A 16,620-nucleotide genomic window follows, 5' to 3' on the forward strand; every position below is an offset into this window, starting at 1 on the left:
GAAAGCCTAGAATTGCCCATCGTTTATTCCCAAGGTAGTCCGTCAATGTCCTTCGCTGAGCAACTAACCCGCCTGCAAGCCTTCCTCGATGCCGATGAGCTGCACGACGAGGCGCTGGACTACGTGGCCGCCCACGGCTATCTGACCGCGCTGTCGATCTGCTCCGATGTCGTTCCCGACCGTGAATGGATCGACGCCCTGTTCTCCGAAGAGCCTCACTACAGTGATGCCGCCCAGCGCGAAGAAATCGAATCGACCCTGCTGGCCCTCAAGGCTCACATTGGCCGCCAACTGGCTTCCGATGAAGAGTTCGAACTGCCTTGCGACCTGGACCTGGGCGAAGACCCGGACGACTCCGAACTGCGCGGCTGGTGCATCGGTTTCATGGAAGGCGTGTTCCTGCGTGAAGAGGCCTGGTTCGAAACGGCTGAAGAAGAAGTCAGCGAAATGCTGCTGCCGATCATGGTCGGTTCCGGCCTGTTCGACGAGCAACCTGAGTTCTCCGACATCGCCGCCGACGCCAACCTGATGGACGACATGATCGTTCAGATCCCGGAAGCGCTGACCGCCCTGTACCTGCTGTGCAACGCACCTGACGAAAAGCCGGCGATCCTCAAGCCTCGCCACCACTAAGACCGTTGCCCGTGGCGCCCATGGGCAACCGTTCCGCGATCCTGCGTTACGTTCTGCTGGCCATCGGCTGGTTGAGCGTGGCGCTCGGGGTAATCGGCATCTTCCTGCCGGTGCTGCCCACTACCCCCTTCCTTCTGCTGGCTGCCGCCTGCTTTGCCCGTAGCTCCCCGCGCTTCTACCGCTGGCTGGTGGAACACCCGCGCCTGGGGCCGTGGATTCGTGACTATCTGGATGGCAACGGGATTCCGCTCAAGGGCAAGGTGTATGCCATTGGGTTGATGTGGGTGAGTATCGGTTTTTCCTGCTACCTGGTGCCGCTGATCTGGGCGCGAGGGTTCATGCTGACCAGTGCGGTGTTGGTGACGGTTTATATTTTGCGGCAGAAGACATTGGCCAAGGCTCCGCAGGACTAAATGTGGGAGCGGGCTTGCTCGCGAATACGGTGGATCAGTCAGCACATGTATCGGCTGACACACCGTATTCGCGAGCAAGCCCGCTCCCACATTTTTAATCCAGTCGCTTCAGAGGGATCAACGCATCGGCGGCAAGCCATACGCCGCCAAATCAAAGTCAGCCAACTTGCGAATAATCTGGTCAGCATGGTGATACTTGCTGTCCGCCATCGCCTCATCCGGCACCGCAATCGCGGTCATGTGCGCAGCCTTGGCCGCCGTCACGCCAAACGGCGAATCCTCAAACACCAGGCAATCCTCCGGTGCCACACCCAAGCGGCGCGCCGCCGTCAGGAAGATATCCGGCGCCGGCTTGGCCGCCCCGACCTCCGGGTCATCCGCCGTGACGATGGTGTCGAACAACCCAAACCACTCACGGTGCAACGTAGTCTTGTGGCCAAACGAGTTGCGCGACGAACTGGTGCCCACGGCAATCGGAATGTTATGCGCCTTCAAATGCCGCACCAGCGCCTCAGCACCCGGCATGCCCAAGGCCTTGGGGAAACGCTCGCTCATCAGCGGCTCGCGGATCACCAGGAATTCTGCGGGGGTAATCGGCAGGTCCAGCGCCTTGACCACGTAATCCGCCAGGTCCTGGGCGCCGCGACCAATGATGTGCTGCTTGATCCCCCAGTCATAGGTACGGCCATAGCGTTCGGCGATGATCTGTGTGACTTCGGTGTAGATGCCTTCTGTGTCCAGCAACAACCCGTCCATATCGAAAATGACAGCCTTGATCGGGACAGCGGTACGCGGTGCATTCATCACTACAGATCCGTGGGCAAAAGGACTAAAAGGATTCAGCACAATAACGGCCCGCCTTGCCTGCAAGCAACCGTTAAGCTTCCGACTGGCAGTACTGCCCTTTAGAATATCTGCCTTACCCATGGAAGTGCCCTCAATGCTCTACCGCCTTTGCGCCGACGGCCTGGTGCTGTTTCACTTGTCGTTCATTCTGTTCGTGCTGTTTGGCGGTTTGCTCGCGCTCAAATGGCGGCCCGTGATGTGGTTGCACTTGCCCGCGGCTGCCTGGGGCGTTGCGGTGGAAGTGTTCCACCTGCCCTGCCCGCTGACCCGCTGGGAAAATCTGTTTCGTCATTTGGCCGGACAGGATGGTTATGGGAGTGGCTTCATCGAGCATTACATCCTGACCCTGATCTATCCGGCCGGGCTGACGCCGCAGATTCAATTGGGGCTGGGCGCGCTGGTGCTGTTGATCAACATCGCGGTGTATGTGCGGTTGATCAAGCGCCGCTAGGCAGACAGCCGATGCCCGCCAACGTCGCCTCAACCGCTTCATCCAGAGGCGTGTGCGGTTCGCTGCCCAGCACCTGCACCAGGCGGCGGTTATCCATGCATACCTCGGTTTGCCACAGGTAGCGCATCTCCTGCATCTCGCGGAAGGTGGTGACAAAGGGCGCGGCCAGTTTCAGCAGCCACCACGGGAAAGCACGTACAGAAGGCTGTTGGCCGGTCCTGCGTGACACCACCCGCTGAATCGCCTGGCTCATCTGCCGACCATCGGCATCTATGTGCCCCGCCATATGAAAACGGGCGAAGGCATCAAGGCTGTCGCGGCGTGCAATCAACTCGACCATGGTCCTCGCCACATCAGGCAGGTAAGCCCACTGATGCCCCACGCCCGGCGCCCCTGGATAGCTCACGTTGGCCACCGGTTTTGCGGGCTTGACCAGGCCTTGGGAAAACCAGCTGCTGCCGGCCTTGGCGCCGAAAAAATCGCCTGCCCGCACGATCAGCGCCCGTGCGCCCTGTTGGGTCGCCTCAAGCAAACGCTGCTCCATCTCCACCCGGATCGCGCCCTTGCGGGTAAGTGGATGCTGCGGCGAATCTTCCTCCAACCGCGCAAAGGCATCAGGCCCGAAGTTGTACACCGTGCCTGGCAAGACAATCGTCGCCCCTTCCGCGACTGCCGCCGCGATGCTGTTGTCGATCATCGGCAGCACCAGCTCCGCCCAGCGCTGGTAACCGGGCGGATTCACCGCATGCACGATCACCGAACAACCCCGGGCCGCTGCGACGACTTCCCCACGGTTCAGCGCATCACCTTTTATCCAGGTGAAATCGGCGTTCTGTTTGTGGGCCTTATCCACATCTCTAGTCAGGGCACATACCTGCCAGCCGGCAGCGAACAACTGCCGCGCCACCTCGCCACCAATCCCGCCTGTCGCGCCCAATACCAGAACCTTGTTCATGCTTTTTCCCCTGAGGGTTGTGTGATGGGGCGATTCTGTTTGCCGGCGAGCTATAGAGGAATTGCCGAAGATCATCCAGACGCTATACATTTATGCATGGCATCAAATATTGGTTGGGAGCTTTACCGGTCGTTCCTCGGGGTACTCAAGGAAGGATCGTTGTCGGGGGCCGCACGGCAGCTCGGCATCACGCAGCCCACGGTCGGGCGGCACATCGCTGCGCTGGAAAAATCCCTCAACGTAGTGCTGTTCACCCGCTCCGCCAGCGGCCTGTTGCCCACGGCGGTCGCCCTCACCCTGCGCACCCATGCCGAAACCATGGAAACCACCGCCGCCGCACTTGAGCGCGCCGCGTCGCCCCAAGGCCCCGAAGTGCGCGGCGTGGTACGAGTGTCTGCCAGCGAAGTGATCGGCGTGGAAGTCCTGCCGCCGATCATCACCCGACTGCGCCAGCAGCACCCGCACCTCAAGGTCGAACTGGTGCTGAGCAATCGCCTGCTGGACCTGCTGCAACTGGAGGCCGACATCGCCGTGCGAATGGTCCGACCCAGCCAGGAACAACTTCTGGCGAAAAGGATCGGCGTTATCGAAGTCGGCCTGCATGCGCGCAACGACTACCTGCAACAACATGGCATCCCCCAGGGCCTGAATGATCTCTCAGCTCATTCAGTCATCGGCTACGACCAGGAAAGCGCCTTCATCCGCAGCCTGGCCGTCAAAGGCTTCGACCGCAGCGCCTTTTCCCTCAGCAGCGACAGCGACCTCGCACAACTGTCCCTGATCCGCGCCGGCGCCGGCATCGGTGGCTGCCAGGTCAAACTGGCCCGGCAAGACGCCCGCCTGAGCCGAGTGCTGCCGGACGCATTTGCCCTGCAACTGGACACCTGGGTCACCATGCACGAAGACCTGCGCAACAGCCCGCGCTGCCGCGTCACCTTTGACGCCCTGGTGGCCGGTTTGCAGCATTACGTACAGGATTGAGACAGCTTCGCTGGTGAAGAATCAGAGTCCCTCAAACCCTTCATAGACGCCCCCATGTCCGAAGCCTTCGAAGTCCCCAGCCCCCACGAAAAACACGTCGAACACGCCACCGAACATGCCCACCGCAGCGGAGACAATTTCGCCAGCCGCATCGCCGTGATGACCGCCATCATGGCCACCGTCGGCGCCATGCTCAGCTACCAGGCCGGCTCCACCGAAAGCGAAGCGGCGATGGACAAAAACAACGCCGCCATCTTCAAGACCGAAGCCGCCAACCAGTGGAACTACTACCAGGCCAAATCCAGCCGGCAGAACCTCGCCGAGCTGGCGACCCATATTCCGGGGGTTGATGCCAAGCACTACACCGACGAGATCGAGCGTTACAAAACCCAGAAGGAAGACGTGCGCAAACAGGCCGAAAAGCTTGAAGCCACGTCGAAGGAATGGGATGAAAAGTCAGAGCAAGCATTGCATCAACATCACCGCTGGGCACAGGCAATGACCGCGATTCAGATCGCGATTTCGCTGGCGGCAATTACCTTGCTGACAAGGAAGGAATGGTTGAAGCGCATGGCCTACACCGCTGGCAGTGTGAGCGTGGTGCTCGGCGGGATGGCATGGTTGCATATTTGAGAGCTGGATTTTCATCGCCCTTCGGAAGCAGAAATACGGCGTCACGTATCGTCGTATTTCGCTGATAGCTATCACCAAACCAAACCGACTATAAAACTCGCCATCGCTCGCAACCTGGAAAGTTGACTATTGATGGGAGAAAACGAATTCAGTCAGTGCGTCCCGGATGCCAGAAGCCCTGTAACGTTGAACACCTCACTGGATGATTACTTCGCGGCAGAATGCCTTCAGATCTTCGCTCAAGTGGAGGACCTGTTTCTCTACCAGACCAGTAGCACCAAATACCTGACTGAGTTAATGCCGGAAGTGAGCCTCGGCACCAAATTTATCGGCTTTGAGGTTGAGAAAATCTATTCCGATACGGAGGTTTATACCTTTCGTACGGAAGGGATGAATGGAAACTACTTCTCCGTGATGGTGAAGCCAAAAAAGGTTTGGATTGATGTAAGTTGGGTTGAGCCAGGCAGAGGTGGTAACGGTATATACGCCGCTGTGGGGGCCTTCGCAGCCAATACAAAGCGCGAGTTTATCGGTGACCCGGACGGACTATCGGACATAGCAACGCGCCGCAGAACCGATGCAATGCTTTCATCCGCCCTCAAACACAAAACAACTGACCATGTCCGACCCCATCTGCGGCAAATTGACGGTGATGAACAACTGGGCATTCCGTCGCTGAGCTGGGTTGAGGGTGACACGCTTGGCAATATCCAGCGTATGATTAAAACGACCTATGAATCCCTGACCTTCTACGTGCCGGAGGTACGAAATGCTTATTACGACTTCGCAAACAAAACCTTCCGAGACACTGCGGGCCGACAGCTTCTGGATGGAAATCTGGCAAAGTGGAGCTTTGAGCATCCAGGAAGCCGAAAGGCGGGCGCAGGGCTCGCGACGCTTAAAAGAGGCCTACTCGTCGGTACCCTTCTACGCGAAGAAGGCAGCTCGAGACTCTCAATTCTGGAGCAAATTTTACGCGAGCCGCGTGAATTCGTAGAAAAGGGCAATCTTGCGGGAATCTTCTACTGACCATCTGATACCCCCTCCTCCTAGACTCACTTATATTCACCAGCCCCCTCGCGTCAGAAAACATCGGCATATTCCGGCATATCCGCTTGGGGTCCTACACCTACTCGCTATATAGTAAAACGCATAACGCCTGACACTATAAAGCCGAGGAAAAGCCGGTGACCGCACAATCATCCAAGGAAGCTGTGGGCGCCGCCTACAGCATCGAGTCAATGCGCTACGCACAGGCCATGACCTGGCGCGCCATCGAAGCGCTGTCCAGGCTCATCCGCCCCGGCATGCTCGAATCCGAAGCCCGCGAACTCGGCAAAAAAGTCCTCGCCGACCTCGACATGCAGCGCATCTGGCACCCCCTGCTGGTGCGCTTTGGCGCCAACACCCTCAAGACCTTCAAGGAACGCTCCGACGGCGACCCGGTGCTGGGGGAAAACGACATCTACTTCATCGACATGGGCGCCGTGTGGCAAGGCCATGAAGGTGATGCGGGGGCGACATTCAGCACCGGTAACGACCCCGAGATGAAGGCATGTGCGAGCGCGGCAAAAGAGCTGTTTGATCGGGTTGAGCGGCGCTGGAGGAACGACAAAGTCGTCGGCCTGGAGCTGTATCGTTTTGCCGAAGAGCAAGCGAAGGAAATGGGTTGGGTGCTGAACCTGGACATCAAAGGGCACCGCGTCAGCGACTTTCCCCATGCGATTTACCGTGGCGGTGATCTTGGGGATTTTGACCAGTATCCGAATGAAGGGCTGTGGATTCTGGAGATACAGATCGCGCACCCGAGCGGGGCTTATGGTGCGTTTTACGAAGATTTGCTGGCTTAATTTTTCAAGGAATAAAGATGGAACGCTCGACCGAATTTCCCGTGCTGTTGTTTTCTTACGGCACGTTGCAGGACAAAGCCGTGCAACTGTCCAACTTTGGGCGGGAGTTGGTGGGTCAGCAGGATGCGATGCTGGGGTATTCAAAAAGCTGGGTGGAGATTACCGATCCCGAGGTGTTGGCGGCCAGTGGCAAGACCCATCATCCGATCGTTGCTCCGAGCGGGCGGAATGAGGACAGTGTTGAGGGGATGGTGTTTCAGATTACCGAGAAGGAGCTCGCGGCGGCGGATGCGTATGAGGTGTCGGACTATAAGCGGGTTTCGGTGGGGCTGGCTTCGGGGTTGACGGCTTGGGTGTATGTGCAGGCTTGAGAGCGTGCAGTGGGCCAATCGGAGTGATTTCCTACAGATCAATCGGAAGGAGTGCCCTGCCGGGTTTGTGACGTGGGGCATATAGTTCGCCGGTCGCTCTCATAGCGACCGGGTTTGGCGACTCGACTATAAGACGGCAGAAGCCTCCCGGCTAATTTGCGGGATGCTCCTGCGCGCAATAAGCTACCCAATGGTAGCTGTGCGCGGGAGACCTTCGGGTCTGCCGGCATTGTCCGTCTTTTTCCGGTTCGCCAACCCGCGTACAGCTGCCACCTTTTGTTTGGCGACAAATGTGTGGCTACTCTCCTCCTTAAGAGAACGGACATCACATATGAATCAATACATGCCCCTCACCAGCAACGATTGCGAGACACCTGCCCTTTTTGTAGATACCACCGCGCCGCTGGACGTACTGCTTGACGCTGCCGGTTATCGAATTCGCGCTGTTACTCAAGTTCTTGAAAATCTGGCGCTGCGTGCAGAAATCAGCAGCGATACGGTTGTGCTCAGTGACTTTTCACTGCTGTGTTCGATTCCGTTGCGCGATGGTTGTGATTTGCTGGATGTGATAGGTCTGCGCATGGCTATGCGGTGTTCCTAAACCCATTGGCTTGATCCCGCACAAACGAAAAAGGGGCGACCTCTCAGTCATCCCTTTTTTGCGAACATTACCAACCTAAACGCAACGTGTGCCACGAGCCTTATGCTCGTACTCCCACCCCTTACACGCCAACCCTACATGCTTGGGAATCAGAGCGGCCCCGCTGCTGTAGGAAGTAATGGTCCTACGAGTGAAGCCTAGTTCCACAGCCGCAGCGGAGAGCGACAGATTGTTGCTGAGCATCCACTTTCTGAAGTCCTGCGTCAGCATGACCTCGCCGGACTGTTCCAGCGCCAAACGATGCAAGGTGACAGAGGACAACTCCAGGTCATTGCCCCAAGTCACGTCAAAGCCCCACTCACCGACTTCAACCCGACCAAATAGAGCCAAGTCCTGAAGGGGTTTTAGAATCGGGAAGGTATTTATGTGATCAGTGAGATCAACGGTGTGCCGCTTACCGTTATTCCACTCAATTTCGATGGCATGCTTGCCGGCAACTGGTTGCACAGCAGAGATGCGAAGCTTGCTGGTCATAAGTCAGTTCCTCCGGTTTTGTTCATTCCATACGCGCCAAAGATCAGTGGTATGGACTTTTGCCCAAAGCAGGGCAGCTTTCAAGGCCTTGGTTTCGGCACCTTTGCCGAGAACCACCAGCCCTTCTATCTGAACCAACGACTCTCCGTCCGGCGTTTGCACGTGAAAGTGCGGCGGCGCGTGGTCGTCGGGATAGATTTTTATTTTCCAGTTTCGTTCACTGTGAAGGGTAGCCATCGGGACAGATGCTAGAGAAAATTTTTCTCTAGCACAACCCTGTATTCAAACCCCAGAAACCACAAAACCCCTGGCTTCTCTCGAAACCAGGGGTTTTGTTTACATCGAATTTGGCGGTGAAGGAGAGATTCGAACTCTCGATACAATTTCTTGTATACACACTTTCCAGGCGTGCTCCTTAAGCCACTCGGACACTTCACCGTATCTCGTCAAACTGATTCAGTCTGTCGAGGCGCGCTAATGTAGTCGAAAGCTTTTCCGATGGCAAAGGTTTTTTTCAGAATTTTCATGCGCTTAGGCGGTTATGCCGTTCCAGCCCTCTGCGGCGCCACGCACACCACGGCGATTCTGCCATTCTCGGGCACTCGCGGCGCTTGTCTATAGTAGCTGCTGCGCCTTGCCGAAGGCCGCCTGCGGGTGGGCATGGGGGAAAAGTCTGACTGGGTAGTCAGTCATGGCGCTTTACCAGGGCGGGCGCGGTGGGTAACGTCTGCCGTCTGTCCTTCTATTACAAGCATTACAAGGAATCGCGTCATGAGTGAGTTGATTGCCTACCACCTCGAAGACGGTATCGCGACCCTGACCCTGAGCAACGGCAAGGTGAATGCCATTTCGCCGGCAGTGGTCAGTGCGTTTAATCAAGCGCTGGATCAGGCCGAGAAGGATCGGGCGGTGGTGATCATTACGGGCACGCCGGGGATTTTGTCCGGTGGCTATGATTTGAAGGTGATGACCGCCGGCCCTAAAGAAGCCGTGAGCCTGGTGACGTCGGGCTCCACCCTCGCCCGCCGCCTGTTGTCGCACCCCTTCCCGGTGATCGTGGCGTGCCCCGGGCACGCGGTGGCCAAGGGGGCATTCCTGCTGTTGTCGGCGGATTACCGGATCGGTGTAGACGGACCGTTCAGCATTGGCCTGAATGAAGTGATGATCGGCATGACCATGCATCACGCCGGGATCGAGCTGGCGCGGGATCGTCTGCGTAAGTCGGCGTTCCACCGTTCGGTGATCAATGCCGAGATGTTTAACCCGCAGGACGCATTGGGCGCCGGGTTCCTGGACAAGGTGGTGGCGCCGGAAGAGTTGCAGGCAGCCGCACTGGAAGCCGCTCGCCAGTTGAAGAAGATCAATATGAACGCCCACAAGCACACCAAGCTGAAGGTGCGTAAGGCGCTGCTGGAAGCCCTGGATGATGCGATCATTCAGGACCAAGGCCACTTGGGTTAATTAAACCTACGCCTGCTGAATCGAAGCCCGACCTTGAGTCGGGCTTTTTCTTACAAAGAATTCCGGATTGCCTACAACCGCTCTAGACAGTGTCTGTCACAGCATGTTGAAACATGCGCTTAAACATCGCCTATCTTCTGACTCTATAGGGGCAATTGCCGAATACAGTGCACATCCGTACACTGCGCCACCTTTTGTCCCGATGGGCTGTGTCGATGCTTTTTTTGTTACGCATGTTGTTGATGGGCCTGCATTTTATGATTGCGGGCGTACTGGGCGTGCTGCTGGGGATCTGTCGGCCGTTCAATCCAGACAACAGCCGTTACTGCGCGCGCCTGTATGCGGTGCCGGCGATGTGGCTATTGCGCCTGCGAGTGAAGGCCGATGTCGACTCGCTGCGTCACAAGCCCAGCAGTTGCGTGATCATCGCCAACCATCAATCCAACTACGACCTGTTTGTGTTCGGCACCGTGGTGCCGTACCGCACGGTGTGTATCGGCAAGAAGAGCCTGAAGTGGGTGCCGTTGTTCGGACAGTTGTTCTGGCTGGCGGGCAATGTGTTGATCGACCGGGGCAATGCGCACAAGGCGCGGCGTTCGATGCTGACCACCACCCACACCTTGCAGCATGCCGACACCTCGATCTGGGTGTTCCCGGAAGGCACGCGCAACTTCGGTGAAACCCTGCTGCCGTTCAAGAAAGGCGCGTTCCAGATGGCGATCGCCGCAGGCGTGCCGATTGTGCAGGTGTGTGTCAGCACCTATGTGAAGCAGATGAAGCTCAATAGCTGGAACAGTGGCGATATTCTGATTCGCTCGTTACCGCCAATTCCTACGAAGGGGCTGACGATGGATGACATGCCGCTGTTAATGCAGACCTGTCGCGAGCAAATGCGCGACTGCATCGAGGCGATGGACCGCGAGCTGCAAACCACGCCTGCAATCACGGCTGAACCCCGCCGAATTTGCTGACTCTGATTGGGCAGGGCAGCTAAGCTGCCTGACAGTTGTCATCTGCCATTCAAGAAGAAGCGATCAGCACTATGGGTAGAGTTGTTGCGGCCGCCGTCTATAGCGCCGGAAAGAAAGTCACTGATATCACCCTCGACGAAGGCGCCGCGTGGGCCGCCAAGCCTGACCACTTTGTGTGGATCGGCCTGGAGGAGCCCAGCGCCCTGGAACTGGCCAACCTGCAGCGCCAGTTCAACCTGCACGAACTGGCCATCGAAGACGCCCTGGAAAAACACAGCCGCCCCAAGCTTGAAACCTTCGGCGACGCGCTGTTTATCGTGACCTATTCGCCGGTGCGCGATAACGGCAAGCTGGAGTTTATCGAAACCCATATCTTTGCCGGCAACGGCTACATCATCACCGCCCGCAACGGCCACTCGGCATCCTACGGCTATGTGCGCCAGCGCTGTGAGGCGCGACCGCTGTTGCTGGAGCATGGGGAAGATTTCGTACTCTATGCGCTGCTGGATTTTGTTACCGAGAACTACCAGCCGGTGAGCGAGGCGATTCATGCCGAGGTCGATGAACTGGAGCGCAACGTGTTGTGCAACTCCCTGAGTGAAGCGGATATCCAGAAGCTCCACGGCCTGCGCCGCGATGTGCTGCGACTGAAGCGCTATGTAGCACCGATGGTGGAGATCAGTCAGGAATTGCAGAAACTGAGCTTCCCGTTTATCGACAAGAACATGCGTCCGTACTTTCGCGATGTGCAGATTCACGTCACCCGGCAGATGGAAGACCTGACCACCTTGCGGGATATCGCCAGCCAGACCATCGAGATTGGGGTGTTGCTGGAAGCCTCGCGCCAAAGCGTGGTGCAACGCAAGTTTGCCGCGTGGGCAGCGATTCTGGCGTTCCCGACGGCGGTGGCCGGGATTTACGGGATGAACTTCCAGAACATGCCGGAGCTGCAATGGCACTACGGCTATTTTGCGGTGCTGGGGTTTATTGCGGTGGGGTGTACAAGTTTGTGGGCCAGCTTCAAGCGTTCAGGCTGGCTGTAACAAACCCAGCTCATTTGCTGAAGATCAAAAGTGTGGGAGCTGGCTTGCCTGCGATGCAGGCACCTCGGTTTGTCAGTTACACCAAGGTGATGCTATCGCAGGCAAGCCAGCTCCTACATTAATCTGCTTTGCCTTGAAGACCGTGCTTCTTGCCCTGGACGGTTTCAGGCCGCTCCTGCTTTTGGTTTGTGCGCCACAAACCGCATCATCCATTCCGCCACGGTGACGCCGTGGTGGTCTCGTTCCAGGCTGGCCACACCGTTGGTGTAGACCTTCTCCCCCAGCGTTGTCTGAAGAATCTCCAGCAACTCGCGGGAATAGTCGTGGATAAATTCCGGGTGGCCCTGGAAGCACAGCACCTGGTCTTCAATGTGGTACGCCGCAAACGGGCAAAACTCGCTGGAGGCGATCACGGTGGCGTTTTCCGGCAAGGTGGTGACCTGGTCCTGGTGGCTGATCAACAGCGTCAGTTCTTCCACCACCGGGCTCATCCACGGTGCCTTGGCGTTCAGTTTGTAGTCATGGATGCCCATGCCCCAGCCCTTGGTCGCCCGCTCGGTCTTGCCGCCCAACAGCAGCGCCAGCAACTGGTGGCCGAAGCAGATGCCGATCAGCTTGTCGCCGCGGGCATGGCGGTCCAGCAGGTAGGTCTTGAGGGTCTGGATCCACGGATCGGTGCCAAAGGAGTCGGCCTTGCTGCCCGTCACCAGGTACGCGTCGAACACTTCTTCATCCGCCGGGTATTCACCCTGCACCACGTTATAGATGACGAACTCGGCGGCAATCGGCTGTTTGGAGAACAGGCGCTTGAACATCTGCCCGTACCCTTGGTACTGATCGATCAGCCCAGGACGCAGGATATCGGTTTCCAGGATGCACACGCGTAACGACATAAAAAATACCTGACACGGCGATGGGAATAATGAACACCCCCAGAGCCTGCCTTGAAATACCCTTTCAAGGCAAGCCCCGCACATGCCCAAAAGCGTCAGAAGGTCGCGTTCTGTGCAGCTTTCTCCAACAGCAGCGCCGGCGGCGTGAAGCGCTCACCATATTGCTCGGCCAGGTAGCGGGCGCGGGCGACGAAATCGTTCAGGCCGTACTGGTTGATGAATTGCAGCGCTCCGCCGCTCCAGGCGGCAAAACCGATACCGAAGATCGAGCCGACGTTGGCATCAGCCGTCGACATCAACACGCCCTCCTCCTCACAGCGCACGGTTTCGATGGCCTGGATGAACAGCAAACGGTCACGCACGTCTTGCGGCGAGATCTGTTGGCCAGGCTTTTCGAAGCGGTTTTTCAGCTCCGACCACAGGTGTTTCTGCCCGCCCGCCGGGTACTCGTAGAAACCGCCACCCGCCGCCTTGCCCGGGCGCTTGTATTCATTGAGCAACAGGTCGATCACGGCAAACGCCGGGTGCTGCGGTAACGGCTTGCCTTCGGCCTGTAAGTCCTTGGCCGTCTGTTGACGGATATGGCTCATCAGGCTGAGGGAAACTTCGTCAGAGACCGCCAGCGGCCCCACCGGCATGCCGGCCTTGCGTGACTCGGTCTCGATCATCGGTGCGGCCACGCCTTCGCCGAGCATGGCGATGCCTTCGTTGGTGAAGGTGCCGAACACCCGCGAGGTGAAGAAGCCGCGGCTGTCGTTGACCACGATCGGGGTTTTCTTGATTTGCAGTACGAAGTCGAATCCCCGCGCCAGGGTTTCGTCGCTGGTGCGGGCGCCCTTGATGATTTCCACCAGGGGCATTTTGTCCACCGGGCTGAAGAAATGCAGGCCGATAAACTTGCCCTGGTCTGGAACGGCGGTGGCTAACCCGCTGATGGGCAAGGTGGAGGTGTTGGAGGCGATCACCGCTTCGGCACCCACCACGCTTTGCGCGGCCGCCGAGACCTTGGCCTTGAGTTCCCGATCCTCGAAGACGGCTTCGATGATCAGGTCGCAGCCGGCAAGATCGGCGTCGGATTCGGTAGAAACAATCCGCGCGAGGATGGTTTCCCGCTGTTCGGCGGTCAATTGCCCACGCCCGACCTTCTTGTCCAGCAACGTGGCCGAGTGGGCCTTGCCCTTCTCTGCCGCCGCCTGGCTGACGTCCTTGAGCACCACCTCAATGCCCGCCGAGGCGCTGACGTAGGCAATGCCCGCGCCCATCATCCCGGCGCCGAGCACGCCGACCTTGCGTGTCACATACGGCGCAAAGCCCTTGGGCCGCGAACTGCCGGCATTGATTTCATTGAGCTGTAACCAGAAGGTGCCAATCATGTTTTTCGCCACTTGCCCGGTGACCAGCTCGGTGAAGTAGCGGGTCTCGATCAAGTGCGCGGTGTCGAAATCCACCTGGGCACCTTCCACGGCGGCGCAGAGGATTTTCTCCGGGGCCGGGAAGCAGCCGTTGGTTTTGGCGCGCAGGATCGATGGCGCAATGGCGAGCATTTGCGCGACTTTCGGGTTGGACGGCGTACCACCCGGGATCTGGTAGCCCTTGATATCCCAACGCTGTTTCGCCTCGGGGTTGGCCAGAATCCACGCCCGGGACTTGGCCAGCAGCTCGTCACGGTCTGCCGCCAGCTCATCAATCAACCCGGCTTGCAGCGCCTGCTGCGGCGTAATCTTTTTGCCTTCCAGCAAGTAGGGCAAGGCTTTTTCCAGGCCCAGCATCCGCACCATGCGCACCACACCGCCGCCACCCGGCAAAAGCCCGAGGGTGACTTCCGGCAGGCCAATCTGTACCGACTTGTGGTCCAGCGCCACACGGTGCTGGCACGCCAGGCAGATCTCCCAGCCACCGCCCAGCGCTGCGCCGTTGACCGCGGCCACTACCGGTTTGCCGAGGGTTTCCAGGGTGCGCAGTTGCGCCTTCAGCACCAGCACGCTGTCGTAGAAATCCTTGGCGTGGGGCTTGTCGACCTTGATCAGTTCATTAAGGTCGCCGCCGGCAAAGAAGGTCTTCTTCGCCGAGGTGATGATCACGCCCGCAATCGAATCCTTCTCGGCGTCCAGGCGGGCGACGGTGGCCGCCATGGCCTCGCGGTACACCCCGTTCATGGTGTTGGCGCTCTGGCCGGGCATGTCGATGGTCAGCACCACAATCTGGTCCTGGCCCTTTTCGTAACGAATGGCACCGGTCATGACTGATTCCTTAGGCTCAGAGGCGTTCGATGATAGTGGCGATACCCATGCCGCCGCCGACACACAGGGTGGCTAGGCCATAACGCTGCTGGCGCACCTCCAGCTCATCGAGCAAGGTGCCGAGAATCGCGCAGCCCGTGGCGCCCAGCGGGTGGCCCATGGCGATGGAACCACCGTTGACGTTGACCCGGGCGGCGTCGATGCCCATGTCCTTGATGAACTTGAGCACCACCGACGCAAACGCTTCGTTGACCTCGAACAGGTCGATGTCTTCAACCCGCAAACCCGCCTTGGCCAGTGCCTTGCGGGTTGCCGGTGCCGGGCCGGTCAACATGATGGTGGGGTCGGTACTGGTGACAGCGGTGGCGACGATCCGCGCCCGGGGTTGCAGGCCGAGTTCGCGACCTTTGGCTTCAGAACCGATCAGCATCAGCGCCGCGCCATCGACGATCCCGGAACTGTTGCCCGGTGTGTGCACGTGATTGATGCGTTCGACGTGGCTGTAGACCCGCAACGCCGTGGCGTCGAAGCCCATCTGGCCCATCATTTCGAAGCTGGGCTTGAGTTTGCCCAGGCCTTCGAGGGTGGAGTCGGCACGGATGAATTCGTCATGATCCAGCAGCACAATGCCATTTTGGTCCTGCACGGCGATCAGCGACTTGTTGAAGGAACCGTCTGATCTGGCCCGCGCCGCTTTCTGCTGTGAGTGCAGGGCAAAGGCGTCGACGTCCTGGCGGGTGAAGCCTTCCAGGGTGGCGATCAGGTCGGCACCGATGCCTTGCGGGGTGAAGTGGCTGTGCATATTGGTTTGCGGGTCGAGCACCCAGGCGCCGCCGTCACTGCCCATGGGCACTCGGGACATGGACTCGACGCCGCCCACCACCACGAGGTCTTCAAAGCCGGAGCGCACTTTCATCGCGCCGAGGTTCACGGCTTCCAGGCCCGAGGCGCAAAACCGGTTGATCTGCACACCGGCGACGCTGATATCCCAGTCCGCCACCAAGGCGGCGGTCTTGGCGATGTCGGCGCCCTGGTCGCCAATCGGTGTGACACAGCCCAGGACGATGTCATCCACCTGCCGGGTGTCGAGGTCGGTGCGCTGTTGCAGTGCCGTCAGCAAACCGGCCACCAGGTTCACCGGCTTGACGCTGTGCAGGGCGCCATCCGCCTTGCCTTTGCCCCGGGGCGTGCGTATCGCATCAAAGATCAAAGCTTGGGTCATGACGTCCTCGAATCACTATGCAACGAATCGTGCCCTTACCTTAGGCGCCGGGGCGCCGGATTCAATGACCGAACCGCTCATTGACCTTGACGCTCACGCTCAGACGAACGGTAGGAGGCTACGGGAATCGGCTGATTAATCGTTTTAGCTGTCTAGCCGTAGGGCTGGCGTCTGGCTGGCAATTGGCCTCATGCCTTTTTAATAAGTTTTATTAAGTTGATGAGATGAAATGGATCTAAGCCGTGTAGAACGAGGGCTCTAAGGTTGAATCTGTAAGAGAAGTTAAAGGTTGCTGCCGGGTTTTGCTGGAGCACCTGTAGGAACTGTAAGAAAAGAGTCATGTAGCACCGTCATAGTTGAATCGACCGGCACGCATTTGACGCTCAGGAATAACAACAAAAGGCAGTCAGCCATGTTCAAGCATTCGAAAGTACGTCAGGCGGGACTTATTCTGTTCGCCACCACCCTGATTCTGATCTTGCCCAACCTCACCAAGGTCATTGGGTGACCTCTCACACCCCA

At 58.4% G+C, this 16,620-nt stretch carries 19 protein-coding genes and 1 tRNA gene; 12 read left to right on the forward strand and 8 right to left on the reverse strand.

The genetic code is table 11. From position 1 onward, the window contains the following. The first annotated feature begins 45 nt into the window (after positions 1 to 45). Positions 46 to 633, forward strand: a complete 588-nt coding sequence (locus C0058_RS23825; RefSeq protein WP_004371163.1) for a YecA family protein — start codon at positions 46 to 48, stop codon at positions 631 to 633. A 20-nt stretch (positions 634 to 653) separates the two neighbouring features. Continuing rightward, complete coding sequence (locus C0058_RS23830; protein ID WP_087692745.1) at positions 654 to 1,046, forward strand: YbaN family protein; 393 nt, start codon at positions 654 to 656, stop codon at positions 1,044 to 1,046. A 117-nt stretch (positions 1,047 to 1,163) separates the two neighbouring features. Here the strand turns inward: C0058_RS23830 and C0058_RS23835 are convergent, their stop codons facing one another. Beyond that, positions 1,164 to 1,850 (reverse strand): HAD-IA family hydrolase, encoded by a 687-nt coding sequence (locus C0058_RS23835; protein WP_004371166.1) that lies wholly within the window; start codon positions 1,848 to 1,850, stop codon positions 1,164 to 1,166. A 136-nt stretch (positions 1,851 to 1,986) separates the two neighbouring features. On the opposite strand from C0058_RS23835, the gene C0058_RS23840 reads away from it, so the two are divergent. After that, on the forward strand, positions 1,987 to 2,343 hold the full coding sequence (locus C0058_RS23840) for a DUF2784 domain-containing protein (RefSeq protein WP_102369681.1): 357 nt from the start codon (positions 1,987 to 1,989) through the stop codon (positions 2,341 to 2,343). On the opposite strand, the gene C0058_RS23845 is transcribed toward C0058_RS23840, so the two are convergent. After that, complete coding sequence (locus C0058_RS23845; RefSeq protein ID WP_102369682.1) at positions 2,330 to 3,298, reverse strand: SDR family oxidoreductase; 969 nt, start codon at positions 3,296 to 3,298, stop codon at positions 2,330 to 2,332. The two genes, C0058_RS23840 and C0058_RS23845, sit on opposite strands and share 14 nt — an antisense overlap. A 96-nt stretch (positions 3,299 to 3,394) precedes the next feature. Here C0058_RS23845 and C0058_RS23850 point away from each other — a divergent pair, with 96 nt between their 5' ends. The 6 genes from C0058_RS23850 to C0058_RS23875 all read left to right on the forward strand — a co-directional run bounded on the left by C0058_RS23850 (position 3,395) and on the right by C0058_RS23875 (position 7,734). Next, a complete protein-coding gene (locus tag C0058_RS23850; RefSeq protein WP_102369683.1) occupies positions 3,395 to 4,279 on the forward strand; it encodes a LysR family transcriptional regulator in 885 nt (294 codons plus the stop codon). Positions 4,280 to 4,333: 54 nt separating this feature from the next. After that, positions 4,334 to 4,912: a DUF4337 domain-containing protein gene (locus C0058_RS23855; protein WP_102369684.1), complete on the forward strand. Its 579-nt coding sequence runs from the start codon at positions 4,334 to 4,336 to the stop codon at positions 4,910 to 4,912. Between the two features lie 186 nt (positions 4,913 to 5,098). Beyond that, positions 5,099 to 5,941, forward strand: coding sequence for a hypothetical protein (locus C0058_RS32685; protein ID WP_158660303.1), 843 nt, complete (start codon positions 5,099 to 5,101; stop codon positions 5,939 to 5,941). A gap of 158 nt (positions 5,942 to 6,099) precedes the next feature. Further along, complete coding sequence (locus tag C0058_RS23865) at positions 6,100 to 6,762, forward strand: M24 family metallopeptidase (RefSeq protein WP_102369685.1); 663 nt, start codon at positions 6,100 to 6,102, stop codon at positions 6,760 to 6,762. A gap of 17 nt (positions 6,763 to 6,779) precedes the next feature. After that, entirely contained in the window at positions 6,780 to 7,133 is a 354-nt protein-coding gene (locus C0058_RS23870) for a gamma-glutamylcyclotransferase family protein (RefSeq protein WP_087692752.1), read from the forward strand. A gap of 331 nt (positions 7,134 to 7,464) precedes the next feature. Beyond that, positions 7,465 to 7,734, forward strand: a complete 270-nt coding sequence (locus C0058_RS23875) for a short-chain dehydrogenase (RefSeq protein ID WP_102369686.1) — start codon at positions 7,465 to 7,467, stop codon at positions 7,732 to 7,734. Positions 7,735 to 7,809: 75 nt separating this feature from the next. Here the strand turns inward: C0058_RS23875 and C0058_RS23880 are convergent, their stop codons facing one another. The 3 genes from C0058_RS23880 to C0058_RS23890 all read right to left on the reverse strand — a co-directional run bounded on the left by C0058_RS23880 (position 7,810) and on the right by C0058_RS23890 (position 8,706). Further along, positions 7,810 to 8,268, reverse strand: coding sequence for a DUF2442 domain-containing protein (locus tag C0058_RS23880; RefSeq protein ID WP_087692754.1), 459 nt, complete (start codon positions 8,266 to 8,268; stop codon positions 7,810 to 7,812). Between the two features lie 3 nt (positions 8,269 to 8,271). Next, positions 8,272 to 8,505, reverse strand: coding sequence for a DUF4160 domain-containing protein (locus tag C0058_RS23885; protein WP_087692755.1), 234 nt, complete (start codon positions 8,503 to 8,505; stop codon positions 8,272 to 8,274). A 111-nt stretch (positions 8,506 to 8,616) separates the two neighbouring features. Then, positions 8,617 to 8,706 (reverse strand) — tRNA-Ser (locus C0058_RS23890). Between the two features lie 333 nt (positions 8,707 to 9,039). Between C0058_RS23890 and C0058_RS23895 the strand changes: the two genes are divergently transcribed. From C0058_RS23895 to C0058_RS23905, 3 genes are all read left to right on the forward strand, one after another. Further along, positions 9,040 to 9,729 carry a crotonase/enoyl-CoA hydratase family protein gene (locus C0058_RS23895; protein ID WP_102369687.1) on the forward strand — a complete coding sequence of 230 codons (690 nt, stop codon included), beginning with the start codon at positions 9,040 to 9,042 and terminating at the stop codon, positions 9,727 to 9,729. A gap of 215 nt (positions 9,730 to 9,944) precedes the next feature. Continuing rightward, on the forward strand, positions 9,945 to 10,700 hold the full coding sequence (locus C0058_RS23900) for a 1-acyl-sn-glycerol-3-phosphate acyltransferase (RefSeq protein ID WP_102369688.1): 756 nt from the start codon (positions 9,945 to 9,947) through the stop codon (positions 10,698 to 10,700). A gap of 71 nt (positions 10,701 to 10,771) precedes the next feature. Further along, positions 10,772 to 11,743 (forward strand): magnesium and cobalt transport protein CorA, encoded by a 972-nt coding sequence (locus C0058_RS23905; RefSeq protein WP_004371189.1) that lies wholly within the window; start codon positions 10,772 to 10,774, stop codon positions 11,741 to 11,743. A 164-nt stretch (positions 11,744 to 11,907) separates the two neighbouring features. Here the strand turns inward: C0058_RS23905 and C0058_RS23910 are convergent, their stop codons facing one another. The 3 genes from C0058_RS23910 to C0058_RS23920 form a co-directional block, all read right to left on the reverse strand. After that, a complete protein-coding gene (locus C0058_RS23910) occupies positions 11,908 to 12,636 on the reverse strand; it encodes an amidotransferase (RefSeq protein ID WP_087692757.1) in 729 nt (242 codons plus the stop codon). A gap of 95 nt (positions 12,637 to 12,731) precedes the next feature. Then, positions 12,732 to 14,876 carry a 3-hydroxyacyl-CoA dehydrogenase NAD-binding domain-containing protein gene (locus tag C0058_RS23915; protein ID WP_102369689.1) on the reverse strand — a complete coding sequence of 715 codons (2,145 nt, stop codon included), beginning with the start codon at positions 14,874 to 14,876 and terminating at the stop codon, positions 12,732 to 12,734. 16 nt (positions 14,877 to 14,892) lie between these two features. Beyond that, entirely contained in the window at positions 14,893 to 16,098 is a 1,206-nt protein-coding gene (locus C0058_RS23920; RefSeq protein ID WP_102369690.1) for an acetyl-CoA C-acetyltransferase, read from the reverse strand. Between the last annotated feature and the right edge of the window lie 522 nt (positions 16,099 to 16,620).

The sequence above is a fragment of the Pseudomonas sp. NC02 genome (assembly GCF_002874965.1).
In the GTDB taxonomy this organism is placed as follows: Bacteria; Pseudomonadota; Gammaproteobacteria; order Pseudomonadales; family Pseudomonadaceae; genus Aquipseudomonas.

Excerpts from the sequence above, each read along its gene's own strand:
- C0058_RS23825 (WP_004371163.1), top strand. The coding sequence starts at position 46 with ATGTCCTTCGCTGAGCAACTAACCCGCCTGCAAGCCTTCCTCGATGCC.
- C0058_RS23830 (WP_087692745.1), top strand. The coding sequence starts at position 654 with ATGGGCAACCGTTCCGCGATCCTGCGTTACGTTCTGCTGGCCATCGGC.
- C0058_RS23835 (WP_004371166.1), bottom strand. The coding sequence starts at position 1,850 with ATGAATGCACCGCGTACCGCTGTCCCGATCAAGGCTGTCATTTTCGAT.
- C0058_RS23840 (WP_102369681.1), top strand. The coding sequence starts at position 1,987 with ATGCTCTACCGCCTTTGCGCCGACGGCCTGGTGCTGTTTCACTTGTCG.
- C0058_RS23845 (WP_102369682.1), bottom strand. The coding sequence starts at position 3,298 with ATGAACAAGGTTCTGGTATTGGGCGCGACAGGCGGGATTGGTGGCGAG.
- C0058_RS23850 (WP_102369683.1), top strand. The coding sequence starts at position 3,395 with ATGGCATCAAATATTGGTTGGGAGCTTTACCGGTCGTTCCTCGGGGTA.
- C0058_RS23855 (WP_102369684.1), top strand. The coding sequence starts at position 4,334 with ATGTCCGAAGCCTTCGAAGTCCCCAGCCCCCACGAAAAACACGTCGAA.
- C0058_RS23870 (WP_087692752.1), top strand. The coding sequence starts at position 6,780 with ATGGAACGCTCGACCGAATTTCCCGTGCTGTTGTTTTCTTACGGCACG.
- C0058_RS23875 (WP_102369686.1), top strand. The coding sequence starts at position 7,465 with ATGAATCAATACATGCCCCTCACCAGCAACGATTGCGAGACACCTGCC.
- C0058_RS23880 (WP_087692754.1), bottom strand. The coding sequence starts at position 8,268 with ATGACCAGCAAGCTTCGCATCTCTGCTGTGCAACCAGTTGCCGGCAAG.
- C0058_RS23885 (WP_087692755.1), bottom strand. The coding sequence starts at position 8,505 with ATGGCTACCCTTCACAGTGAACGAAACTGGAAAATAAAAATCTATCCC.
- C0058_RS23895 (WP_102369687.1), top strand. The coding sequence starts at position 9,040 with ATGAGTGAGTTGATTGCCTACCACCTCGAAGACGGTATCGCGACCCTG.
- C0058_RS23900 (WP_102369688.1), top strand. The coding sequence starts at position 9,945 with ATGCTTTTTTTGTTACGCATGTTGTTGATGGGCCTGCATTTTATGATT.
- C0058_RS23905 (WP_004371189.1), top strand. The coding sequence starts at position 10,772 with ATGGGTAGAGTTGTTGCGGCCGCCGTCTATAGCGCCGGAAAGAAAGTC.
- C0058_RS23910 (WP_087692757.1), bottom strand. The coding sequence starts at position 12,636 with ATGTCGTTACGCGTGTGCATCCTGGAAACCGATATCCTGCGTCCTGGG.
- C0058_RS23915 (WP_102369689.1), bottom strand. The coding sequence starts at position 14,876 with ATGACCGGTGCCATTCGTTACGAAAAGGGCCAGGACCAGATTGTGGTG.
- C0058_RS23920 (WP_102369690.1), bottom strand. The coding sequence starts at position 16,098 with ATGACCCAAGCTTTGATCTTTGATGCGATACGCACGCCCCGGGGCAAA.